Source organism: Pseudomonas kairouanensis (genome assembly GCF_004682055.1).
Classification (GTDB): domain Bacteria; phylum Pseudomonadota; class Gammaproteobacteria; order Pseudomonadales; family Pseudomonadaceae; genus Aquipseudomonas; species Aquipseudomonas kairouanensis.
This window is the reverse complement of sequence record NZ_QUZU01000083.1, coordinates 1-11,066: the sequence shown is the minus strand read 5'-3', so window position 1 is coordinate 11,066 and position 11,066 is coordinate 1. Positions and strand designations below refer to the sequence as shown.

The window sequence follows — 11,066 nt, the reverse complement described above, 5'->3', positions numbered from 1 at the left end:
GTTTCAGTCAGTACATGTGTGACTGATACACCGCTTTCGCGAGCAAGCCCGCTCCCACATTTTGATTGTGTTATGCCTGTTCCAGTAACGCCAACCTTTCTTCCAGAGCTGCAATCCGTGCTTCAAGCTCTTCAATACGGTCCACGGAAACGCCGGTCCCACGCTCCACCGGGCTACCGCGAGCGCTGATAATCGCCTCGATATCCGCCGGGTCCCCCAGTGCATGGGTATACCGATCCTCCCGTTGCCCCGCCTGACGCGGCACCAACAGCGCCAGCCCCCGCGCAATCAGGCGCTCAAGTTGGTGCACCACCTGTTCGGCATCTTCAAAATCATGCATGCGCCCGCTGCGGGTGAGCAGTTCGTTGACCGTCTGCGGCCCGCGCAGGAACAGCAGGCCAATCAGGATCACCTGGGCCGGCACCAGTTCCAGCGCCTTGTCCACGCGGTGTTCCCAGCGATCGGCGCGGCTGCCCATTACCAGGCGGGTGAACCCCTGGCCTTCGAGCGCCCGCAGGCTCTGGCCGACCTGGCCTTGGCTGAGGTTGGTCACAGGCTCGCGGCTGGTCTTCTGGTTGCAGGCCAGCACCAGGGCGTTGAGGGTCAGGGGGTAGGTTTCCGGGTTGGTCGCCTGTTTTTCGATCAGGCAGCCCAGGATGCGGATTTCCGTGCTGTTCAGGCGCGGCTCAGGGGTCTCGTTCTCGTGCTCGGCGGTCATCGCGCTTTCCCTATGCAGTGAAGCGCCTAGCGTAAGCCTGAAAAAATAAAAGACAAGCGACAGGCAGGTCTATAATCGCCGCCCGTGCCATTAACCCTGAGACTGCCATGACTATTTCCCTGTACGCCGCCTCCATCCCAGTCTTCAAGCAGATGCTCACCGCCCTCAGCGGTGTGTTGACCAAAGCCGAAGCCCACGCCACCGCCAAGAACATCGAGCCCAACGCCCTGCTGCAAGCGCGTCTGTTCCCGGACATGTTCCAACTGGTGCGCCAGGTTCAGATCGCCGTCGATTTCGCCAAGGGCGTTTCTGCACGCCTGGCCGAGATCGAAGTGCCTAAATACGAAGATGGCGAAGTGACCTTCGCCGACCTGCAAGCCCTGATCACCAAAGTGCTGGCCTTCCTCGACACCCTCACGCCTGAGCAAGTCGATGGCAAGGAAGGCATTGAGATCGTCACCCGCCCAGGCACCCCGAAAGAGAAGCGCTTCAGCGGCCAGTCCTACCTGCTGACCTACGGCCTGCCGCAGTTCTTCTTCCACGTCACCACTGCGTACGCCCTGCTGCGTCACAACGGTGTGGAAGTGGGCAAGCGCGACTACATGGGCGCGTTCTAAGCCGCCATAAAAAAACCGGGGCGGTTCAATCAAGAACCGCCCCGGTTTTTTTGTGCGCGACGTTTAAGCCGGCTGTTCTTCCTTGCCCAGGCACGCGGCCGCGGTGAACAGCACATCGGTGGACGAATTCAACGCGGTTTCCGCCGAGTCCTGCAGCACCCCGATGATAAAACCGACGGCCACCACCTGCATGGCGACCTCGCTGGGGATGCCAAACAGGCTGCACGCCAGCGGAATCAACAGCAGCGACCCACCCGCCACGCCCGATGCACCGCAGGCACAAATGGCCGCGACCACACTGAGCAGCACGGCAGTCGGCAGGTCGACGGCGATGCCCAGGGTGTGCACGGCCGCCAGGGTCAGCACGGTGATGGTGATCGCAGCGCCCGCCATGTTGATGGTGGCACCCAGTGGGATGGACACCGAATAGGTGTCTTCATGCAGCCCCAGGCGCTTGCTCAATGCCAGGTTCACCGGGATGTTCGCCGCCGAACTGCGGGTGAAGAATGCGGTAATGCCGCTCTCGCGCAGGCACATCAGCACCAGCGGGTAGGGGTTGCGGCGCAGTTTCCAGAACACGATGGCCGGGTTGATCACCAAAGCCACGAACAGCATGCAGCCGATCAACACCACCAGCAGGTGGGCGTAGCCAAGCAGGGCGCCAAAGCCGGAAGTGGCCAGGGTGGAGGCCACCAGGCCGAAGATGCCCAGGGGGGCGAAACGGATCACCACGCGCACGATCAGCGTCACGCCGTTGGACAGGTCATCGAGCACGGTACGGGTGGTCTCGCCTGCATGGCGAATAGCAATGCCCATGCCGATGGCCCAGGCCAGGATGCCGATGAAGTTAGCGTTCATCAGGGCGCTGACCGGGTTGTCCACCACGCTGAGCAGCAGGCTTTGCAACACCTCACCAATGCCACCAGGTGCGCTGACGGCGGCGTCATGGGTGGCCAGCACCAGGGACGAGGGAAACCACATGCTGGCAATCACCGCCACCACAGCGGCGGCGAAGGTGCCCAGCAGGTACAGGAACAGGATCGGTTTGATGTGGGTTTCCTGGCCGTGCTTGTGGTTGGCGATCGACGCCATGACCAGCACAAACACCAGGATCGGCGCCACGGCCTTGAGCGCGGCGACAAACACCTTGCCAATAAACCCGGTGGCCTTGGCCGCCTCGGGCAAGAGCAAGGCCAATAGAATGCCGGCAATCAGGCCGATGACGATTTGGGTCACCAGGCTGACGCGTGTAAGTCGTTGGAATAGGGAAGGGGCAGCAGTCATAAACACTTGTCTCTAGTTTTTTTAGTAGGGCGCAGCATTGCAAGCGGACGGGGCTGTAGGAAGCAGTCGCGAAGTCTAGCATGCTGTAGGAAATGTCCTTGGTCGTGCGGCATTCCGTCACCCGGCCCCGTCAGCTTTCGCCCGAGCAGGACACACTCTGTTAAGATTCTCGCCTCTCATTTTTTCTCTCTGTCAGCGAGCCCCTCGGGCAGTCGTTGATGTCGTTGTTTCTGGAGTTTTCATGCTATTTCCCATCCTGCTGCTGTCAGCCGCCGGTTTTACTGTGCTGACCACGGAATTCATCATCGTCGGCCTGCTGCCGGCCATCGCCAGGGATCTGAGCGTCAGCGTGTCCCAGGCGGGGTTGCTGGTGACGTTGTTCGCGTTCACGGTGGCTGCGTGCGGGCCATTTCTTACCGCCTTCTGTGCGCGGTTCCAGCGCAAGCGCCTGTTTATCAGCATTCTGGTCATGTTTGCCGTGGCCAATACCGTGGCGGCACTGGCGCCGAATATCTGGGTGATGGCCTTCGCACGGTTGATCCCCGCGCTAGGGTTACCGGTGTTCTGGGCCCTGGCCAGCGAGACGGCGGTGGACATCGTCGGCCCGGAATTTGCCGGGCGGGCTATCGAGAAGATCGGCTTCGGTATTGTGTGCGCCACGGTGTTCGGCATTCCGGTGGGCACGTTGATCAGCGATATGTTCGGCTGGCGCGCCGCGTTTGCCATCCTTGCGGTGGTGGCGCTGGCCAAGGCGTTGTTGCTGTTTATTTACCTGCCGGTGACCAAGCCCAAACGTGATGAAGTGACCTTGCGCTCGCAGTTCAAGATCCTGCGCAACCCGCTGATGCAGGGGCACATCCTGTTGTCGGTGCTGGTATTCAGTGGGATGTTCACGGCTTACACCTACCTGGCCGACATCCTTGAACGCCTGGCAGGCTTCGACGGCACCCTGGTGGGCTGGTGCCTGATGGGCTTTGGCGCGGTCGGGTTGATTGGCAATTCCCTGGGCGGTCGGGCGGTGGACCGCCACCCGTTGATCGCGTCCATGGTGTTTTGCGGCTTTATGATTGCGGGCATGGTGGCATTGGTGCCAGCCATTCATTCCACCCTCGGCCTGGCAGCGGCGATGGCGGTGTGGGGCGTGACCCAGGCGGCGATGTTCCTGGTCAGCCATGTGCGTTTGATCAAGGCCGCGCCCCATGCACCGGCGTTTGCGGCGTCGCTGAACATCGCCGGCGCCAACCTGGGGATCGGTCTGGGCGCGATGGTGGGGGGGCATGTGATCGACACGCTGGGCCTGGGTAGCCTGGGCTTTGCGGCGTCGGGGTTGATCCTGGTGTCGATCCCGCTGGCACTGTGGCTGATGACCGTTGAACAACCGGACGTCATGGCAGGGCGGTAAACAACTCGCGTCGCGCGCCTTCGGTAATCGCCACGATGCCGGGGTGCTTGACCTTGCGCTCCACCGAGATCGCGTAGAACGACTCGGTCACCGCATCGGTCTGGCCAATCAGCGCCACGCCGTACTGGCGCACCACTTCGTCGGCGATCACGCTGGGGGCGATGAAAATCCCGCTGCCGGACTGGCCGAAGGCCTGCATCAGGGCGCTGTCGTCAAACTCACCGATGATTCGCGGCTGGATCTGCTGCTCGGCGAACCAGCGCTGCAAGCGGCTGCGCACCACCGTCTCCGCCCCAGGAATCAACAGCGGCGCACCCTGCAAGCACTGTGGGAAAGCGCCGCCGTATTCGTCAGCCAAGGCCTGGGTAGCGAAAAAGCTGATGCCACATTCCCCCAGCTTCTGGCTGTAGCCCTTGATGTCCAGGTGCGTGGGCATGGGGCTGTCGGAGATCACCAGGTCCAGGCGCTGGATCGCCAGGTCGGCCAACAGGCGTTCGAGCTTGTCTTCGCGGCAGGTGATGCGGATCGGCTCGCTCAGCTCCATGGTCGGCGCGATCAGCCGGTAGACGATGGACTTGGGCACCACATCCGCCACGCCCACGCGAAACACGATCTGCTGTTCGTTGGGCTGCGCTCGCAACATCGCCTCCAATTCATTGCCGGTCTGGAACATCTGCTCGGCATAGGGCAGGGCCTGGCGCCCGGCTTCGGTCAGTTCCAACTGGCGGCCGACCCGCTGAAACAACGCGATACCGAAGGTTTGCTCCAATAGGCTGATCTGCCCGCTGATGGTCTGGGGGGTGAGGTTCAACTGCTCGCAGGCGCGCACGATGCTGCCGGTCTTGGCCACGACCCAAAAGTAATGCAATTGGCGGTAATTGAGCATGGCAACCATCACTTCGTAAAAATCGAAGTATACGCGAGAAAAATACGAATTTTCCTGAAGTGTTCGCCTGCATAGAATGCCTCGCTATCGCGGGGCCACTATTTGGACCCAATGGTTCTAACGAGGAATACATCATGAAACTCAATTCCCTGGGCGCGGCATCGGTGCTTGCGCTTTCATTGATGGTGATCAGCGGTTGCGATCAGGTTGAAAAGAGCGCGCAGCAGGTATTGGGCAAAGCCACCGAGTCGGCCAAGCAAGCGATTGATGACACCCACAAGGCCGCCGAGCAGGCGTTGAGTGAGGCGACCCAAGGGTTGATCAAGCCTGAGCAGCAGGAAAAAGAAGCCGAAGACGCGTCCGACACCAAAGAAACCTAATTCCCCAGCACTTTCACCTCAGGACTGACCTATGGATTACCTTTTACAACTGGCCGCCAGCCCCACCGCCTGGGTGGCACTGGCCACCTTGATCGTCATGGAAATCGTGCTGGGCATCGATAACCTGATCTTTATCTCGATCCTCACCAACAAATTGCCCGAGCAGCACCGTGCCAAGGCACGACGCATCGGTATCAGCATGGCGTTGGTCTTGCGCCTGGGCCTGTTGAGTACCATCGCGTTTATCGTGCAATTGACCACCCCGGTGTTCGAGGTGTTGGGCCAGGCGTTTTCGTGGAAGGACATGATCCTGATCGCCGGTGGCTTGTTCCTGGTGTGGAAGGCGACCACCGAGATCCACCACAGCATGGACCCGGAGCCTGAGGAGAAGGCCAGCGTCAGCAACACGGTCGCCATCGGTTTTGCGGCGGCGATCGGTCAGATCCTGCTGCTGGACCTGGTGTTCTCTATCGACAGCATCATTACCGCCGTGGGTATGACCGAGCATTTGCCGATCATGATCATTGCCGTAGTGACCTCGGTGATCGTGATGCTGGTGGCGGCCGAGCCGCTGGCCAAATTCATCAACGACAACCCGACCGTGGTGATGCTTGCCCTGGGCTTCTTGATCATGATCGGCATGACGCTGATCGCCGAAGGCTTCGGTGCCCATGTGCCTAAAGGCTACGTGTACGCCGCAATGGCGTTCTCGGCCGCGATCGAGTGCCTGAACATCGCTCGACGCAATCGCCATAAACGGCTGTTGGCTGCCCGTCAGGCGTAATCAGCGGGCTGCTGCCCCAACAAAAACGCCGCATTCTGTCTGACAGAATGCGGCGTTTTTGTTGGTCTGTACCTGCTACTTCTGAATTGCCTGGCCGAGGCCTAGCGATCAGGAGTCGGCGCTGACTTGTGTTGGGTCCGGGCAACTCTCGTCACCGTTGTTCAGGCCTTGCTTGTAATTGCGGCTCAGCAGCGAGGCCTTGCCGTTATGCCAGGTCAGCGTCAGCACATACAGCGTGTCGTAGTCGCTGCCAGACCAGTCATCGGTGATGGTGTGCTTTTCGCCCGAGGCTTCGCTGGCCACCTTGTTGATCAATTCCGGCAGGTAGCCGTGGGACCAGGCAGTGTAGATGGTGGCGTTGTGGTACTTGTCCTCGACCAGTTCATCGGCCAGGTCGCTGGTGTCATTCGCCGAAAAGTTGATGTTCACCGGCAGTCCCAGTTTGATGGCGCTGGGACTGATGGTCATCAGCGGGCGAATGTAGCTGTAGGAATTGTCCAGCTCACCTTCCTCAACATTACGGGTTGGGTTGGCGGCAAATACAAAATCGGCCTTGCCGAATTTTTCCGGCAGCAGGGTGGCCAGGTTCATCGCCCGGTTGAGGCCCTGGCAATTGAGCTGGCCGAGGCCGCCGGCAGGTTTTTCTCCGTGACGCAGGAACACCAGGGTTTGCACGCCGTCTGCCTGTTCGGCTTTGCTGGTACGCGATTCCAGGGTCAGACCGATGGCGCCGCCTACCAGCAACAGCGGCAACATGATGTATGAATATCGTTTCAGGCGTTTCGCAAGGCACAGAGGCTTGATGGTCATAAGTGTCGAGTCTTAAGTGCATCGGATTAAGGCTGACATGCCCGGCCCCAGTGACGCATCCTGCGTCCTGCGGTGTTCCTTGTCGTTATAGCAAGGTGCCTCCATTCACCGATCAAGCGCACTTAAGAGTGCGCAAGGGCGTATTGGTTCGCCCACGCGGGATAATAGCCCGTTGATGTTGCGTATTCGTGACCCATGCAGGACATCGGTCAGATGACTATGATGGAGGCTTTCTGCCAGGGGACTTCCCGATGAACCCACTCGCCGCCTTCCCGATCAACAGCAAATGGCCTGCCCAGCACCCGGAGCGCCTGCAACTGTACTCGTTGCCCACGCCCAACGGGGTGAAAGTGTCGATCATGCTCGAAGAGCTTGGCCTGCCTTATGAAGCGCACAAGGTCAGCTTCGAGACCCAGGACCAATTCTCCCCTGAGTTCCTGTCCCTGAACCCCAACAATAAGATCCCCGCGATCATCGACCCCGATGGGCCGGGCGGTGTGCCGCTGGCGCTGTTCGAGTCCGGTGCGATCCTGATCTACCTGGCGGAAAAAACCAGCCAGTTGCTGTCCGAAGACCCGGCCACCCGCTACGAAACCATCCAGTGGCTGATGTTCCAGATGGGCGGCATCGGTCCGATGTTTGGCCAGTTGGGCTTCTTCAACAAATTTGCCGGCAAGGCCTATGAAGACAAACGCCCGCGCGACCGTTATGCCGCCGAGTCCCGACGCTTGCTGGACGTCCTGGAAAAACGCCTGCTGGGCCGCACCTGGATCATGGGTGACGACTACAGCATCGCCGATATCGCCACCTTCCCGTGGGTCCGCAACCTGATCGGCTTCTACGAGTCGGGCGATCTGGTGGGCATTGCCGACTTCCCCAATGTACTGCGTGCGCTGGATGGCTTCGTTGCCCGCCCGGCCGTGATCCGTGGCCTGAATATTCCGAGCTGAGCCAATGCCGACTTTCGATTTCAAACAACTGGATGTGTTCAGCCGTGTGCCGCTCAAGGGCAACCCGCTGGCCGTAGTCTTCGGCGCCGATAGTCTGACGGACCGGCAAATGGCTGACTTCGCCAATTGGACCAATCTGAGCGAAACCACGTTTTTACTGACCCCCCGCGATCCCAGGGCTGACTACCGGGTGCGCATTTTCACCACCTTGAAGGAGCTGCCATTCGCTGGACATCCGACGCTGGGCAGTTGTCATGCCTGGTTGCACGCTGGCGGCATCCCCCAGGGCGAAGAGATCATCCAGGAATGCGAGATCGGCCTGGTACGCATCCGTCGCCAAGGCGATGAGCTGGCCTTTATTGCGCCTCCCTTGCTGCGTTCCGGCCCGGTAGAGACGCCTTTGCTGGAGCGTGTACGCCTGGCGTTGGGCTTGAGCGCCGAGGCCATTGTGCGCAGCCAGTGGGTGGACAACGGCGCGGGCTGGTTGGCGCTGATGTTGACCCACCGCGATCAGGTATTGGCCTTGCAGCCGGACTATTCCCAGCTGCTCGGCCTGGCTGTCGGCGTGATTGCCCCCTGTGACCCCAGCCGCGACGATGTGGATGCACACTTTGAGGTGCGTGCCTTTGTCGCAGGCGACGGCGCCCAGGAAGACCCGGCCACCGGCAGCTTGAACGCCGGTGTCGCGCAATGGCTGCTTGGCGAGGGCCTGGCGCCGGAGCGCTATGTGGTCAGCCAGGGCACGGCCCTGGGGCGTGCGGGGCGAATTCGTATTGAGCGCCAGGGTGACGAAATCTGGGTCGGCGGCGCCGTCGCGGTGTGCATCGAGGGGCGTCTACAGCTCTAGATCAGTACATTATTACGGCCCGAGCAATACACTGTTGGCCCCCCGGCGTTTGTGCTGCAGGGGCAGGGGGCATAAGCTTTCGCCCCAAAGTTTTAGCCATTATTTCAGGACAGCCATGACCAGCCAGTTCCCCCAAGCCCGCCCACGCCGCCTGCGCCGCTCCCCGGAGCTGCGTGGCTTGTTCCAGGAAACCGAGTTCACCCTTAACGATTTGGTGTTGCCGATCTTCGTCGAAGAAGAAATCGATGACTTTGTGCCGATCACCAGCATGCCGGGCGTGCAGCGTATCCCCGAGAAGAAGTTGGCCGCCGAGATCGAGCGCTATGCCCGCGCCGGCATCAAGTCGGTAATGACCTTTGGCGTGTCCCACCACCTGGACGCCAGCGGCAGCGACACCTGGAAAGAACGCGGCCTGGTCTCGCGCATGTCCTCGATCATCAAGGACGCTGTGCCGGAAATGATCGTGATGTCCGACACTTGCTTCTGCGAATACACCGACCACGGCCACTGCGGCGTGATGCACGGTGCCCATGTGGATAATGACGCAACCTTGGTCAACCTCGGCAAACAAGCCGTGGCCGCCGCCCGCGCCGGTGCCGACGTGATCGCCCCGTCCGCCGCCATGGACGGCCAGGTCCAGGCCATCCGCCGCGCCCTGGATGACGCAGGCTTCACCCATATCCCGATCATGGCCTACTCCACCAAATTCGCCTCGGCCCTCTACGGCCCGTTCCGCGAAGCCGGCGGCAGCGCCCTCAAGGGCGACCGCAAAAGCTACCAGATGAACCCGATGAACCGCCGCGAAGCCGTGCGCGAATCGCTGCTGGACGAACAGGAAGGCGCGGACGCGCTGATGGTCAAGCCCGCCGGGGCCTACCTCGACATCATCCGCGACATTCGCGAAGCCTCGCGTTTGCCGGTGGCGGCGTACCAGGTGAGCGGTGAATACGCGATGATCAAGTTCGGCGCGCAGGCGGGCGCGATTGATGAGGATCGCGTGGTGCGCGAGACGTTGGGGTCGATCAAGCGGGCGGGGGCGGATTTGATCTTCACCTATTTCGCAATGGACTTGGCGCTGGCTGGGATCTAAGGCCCGCTGCAATTGCAAATGTGGGAGGGGGCTTGCCCCCGATGGGCTGCGCAGCAGCCCCCCAACCCTTCGGCCAAAGCTTAAGCCCAGTTCACGCAGTCATGGTCATCTACGTAGACCAAGAATGAAAAGCGCCTATCTGTTACCCAAAACGGATATCCGGTTGTTTCAGATAAAACACACTTGAGTTGCTCCGAACTTTCAAGACTCCAAGCCCTATACGCAGTGTCAAAGACGACTAGAATCAAATCATCATTAAGGATGCGGCCTGATATTTCCTGCCAAAAATTCGGATTGTGTTCGCTATGTTTAACTCTTAATTCGGCAGGATCAAGGAAGCGGCTTCCAGTGCCGAAAAAAACCTGGCGAAGGGATGTGATGAGAGCCCCCAGTTCATCATTATTGAACTTTCTATTTTCAATGCCTGAGTGTTCTAAGGCTTCATCAATTTCTGCTTCTAAGTAGCTCATTGAGAAACACCAATTCGGGATCGGCTGACGGGTAGCAGTTCCAGCAATACGTGGCCTCTTTTAGCCCCTCCTGTTCCACGCTTACCTGCTGTCTGGTAACCAATGTGAGGAGAGCTTGGACCATCAGTACTGGGAACCAGTAGTGGGTTGTCTATGTTTACTTCTGCGCCTTTGTTTGCTCCAGCTAGAACGCGCCACTCCGTTGGAAAGGATTTTCCATACTGGTCCTTTCCCCATTTATTTACTTCAAACTCATCTCTGGGCACCCCTGTTTTACTGAACGCTTCTTTTAACCCTACGTGCATTTGTTCGTAGGCGCTGCCCTTTTCACTACGTCTATCAATGTCTACATCTGGATTGAATTTCCACGTACCACCTACTACGGGTTTCGGGCAGTCATATGGAGTGCATGCCAGTCCCAGGGGATCGATCCAACCAATAGGGTTAGGCACGTATTGGTACGCGTTGATCCCACCCGCCAGCTTCACCGGATCAGGCGTGAGGTAACGACCAATCTCCGGATTGTAGTAGCGATGGCGGTTGTAGTGGAGCCCGCTTTCTTGGTCGAAGTATTGGCCTTGAAACCGTATTGGGTTGTCGACTTTTCCGATGTCGAGGCGGCTGATTTCGCCATAGGCCCGGTAGTGCGCGGACCAGACGATTTCTCCCACGGGCGTGGTGAGTTCCTGGGGTGTGCCGAGGTGGTCGAGTTGATAGTGGTAGGGCTTAGTTTCTTTGGGGCCGAAGCCTTCCAGCATGACCAGCGGGCGGAAACTGTCGGGTTCGTAGATATAGCTGCGGTGTTTGTCTTTGCGGTGCTCGGCGATC

13 protein-coding genes are annotated in these 11,066 nt (G+C 59.7%); 7 read left to right on the top strand and 6 right to left on the bottom strand.

Going from position 1 to position 11,066, the window contains the following annotated elements; translation table 11 throughout:
• Positions 1-70: 70 nt before the first annotated feature.
• On the bottom strand, positions 71-718 hold the full coding sequence (locus DYL59_RS30840) for a YceH family protein (RefSeq protein ID WP_135292565.1): 648 nt from the start codon (positions 716-718) through the stop codon (positions 71-73).
• 107 nt (positions 719-825) lie between these two features.
• Here DYL59_RS30840 and DYL59_RS30835 point away from each other — a divergent pair, with 107 nt between their 5' ends.
• Positions 826-1,335, top strand: a complete 510-nt coding sequence (locus DYL59_RS30835; protein WP_135292564.1) for a DUF1993 domain-containing protein — start codon at positions 826-828, stop codon at positions 1,333-1,335.
• 63 nt (positions 1,336-1,398) lie between these two features.
• Here DYL59_RS30835 and sstT read toward each other — a convergent pair whose 3' ends face one another.
• Positions 1,399-2,619: a serine/threonine transporter SstT gene (gene sstT / locus DYL59_RS30830; protein ID WP_135292563.1), complete on the bottom strand. Its 1,221-nt coding sequence runs from the start codon at positions 2,617-2,619 to the stop codon at positions 1,399-1,401.
• A gap of 241 nt (positions 2,620-2,860) precedes the next feature.
• Here sstT and DYL59_RS30825 point away from each other — a divergent pair, with 241 nt between their 5' ends.
• Positions 2,861-4,021, top strand: coding sequence for an MFS transporter (locus DYL59_RS30825; protein ID WP_135292562.1), 1,161 nt, complete (start codon positions 2,861-2,863; stop codon positions 4,019-4,021).
• Here DYL59_RS30825 and nhaR read toward each other — a convergent pair.
• Complete coding sequence (gene nhaR, locus DYL59_RS30820; protein ID WP_135292561.1) at positions 4,005-4,907, bottom strand: transcriptional activator NhaR; 903 nt, start codon at positions 4,905-4,907, stop codon at positions 4,005-4,007. The two genes, DYL59_RS30825 and nhaR, sit on opposite strands and share 17 nt — an antisense overlap.
• A 134-nt stretch (positions 4,908-5,041) precedes the next feature.
• On the opposite strand from nhaR, the gene DYL59_RS30815 reads away from it, so the two are divergent.
• Positions 5,042-5,287 carry a hypothetical protein gene (locus DYL59_RS30815; RefSeq protein WP_135292560.1) on the top strand — a complete coding sequence of 82 codons (246 nt, stop codon included), beginning with the start codon at positions 5,042-5,044 and terminating at the stop codon, positions 5,285-5,287.
• Between the two features lie 31 nt (positions 5,288-5,318).
• The gene (locus DYL59_RS30810) at positions 5,319-6,071 is read left to right on the top strand and encodes a TerC family protein (protein WP_135292559.1); all 753 of its coding nucleotides are present in this window, start codon (positions 5,319-5,321) and stop codon (positions 6,069-6,071) included.
• Positions 6,072-6,179: 108 nt separating this feature from the next.
• Here DYL59_RS30810 and DYL59_RS30805 read toward each other — a convergent pair whose 3' ends face one another.
• Positions 6,180-6,881, bottom strand: coding sequence for a histidine phosphatase family protein (locus DYL59_RS30805; RefSeq protein ID WP_135292558.1), 702 nt, complete (start codon positions 6,879-6,881; stop codon positions 6,180-6,182).
• 251 nt (positions 6,882-7,132) lie between these two features.
• On the opposite strand from DYL59_RS30805, the gene DYL59_RS30800 reads away from it, so the two are divergent.
• The 3 genes from DYL59_RS30800 (at position 7,133) to hemB (ending at position 9,768) form a co-directional block, all read left to right on the top strand.
• The gene (locus DYL59_RS30800; protein ID WP_135292557.1) at positions 7,133-7,831 is read left to right on the top strand and encodes a glutathione S-transferase N-terminal domain-containing protein; all 699 of its coding nucleotides are present in this window, start codon (positions 7,133-7,135) and stop codon (positions 7,829-7,831) included.
• Between the two features lie 4 nt (positions 7,832-7,835).
• A complete protein-coding gene (locus DYL59_RS30795) occupies positions 7,836-8,678 on the top strand; it encodes a PhzF family phenazine biosynthesis protein (protein ID WP_135292556.1) in 843 nt (280 codons plus the stop codon).
• Positions 8,679-8,793: 115 nt separating this feature from the next.
• On the top strand, positions 8,794-9,768 hold the full coding sequence (gene hemB / locus DYL59_RS30790; protein WP_017736554.1) for a porphobilinogen synthase: 975 nt from the start codon (positions 8,794-8,796) through the stop codon (positions 9,766-9,768).
• 80 nt (positions 9,769-9,848) lie between these two features.
• Here hemB and DYL59_RS30785 read toward each other — a convergent pair whose 3' ends face one another.
• Entirely contained in the window at positions 9,849-10,238 is a 390-nt protein-coding gene (locus tag DYL59_RS30785) for a hypothetical protein (RefSeq protein ID WP_135292555.1), read from the bottom strand.
• A partial coding sequence (locus DYL59_RS31905) for an RHS repeat-associated core domain-containing protein (protein WP_193557593.1) occupies positions 10,235-11,066 on the bottom strand: 832 nt, incomplete at its 5' end. The genes DYL59_RS30785 and DYL59_RS31905, both read right to left, overlap by 4 nt.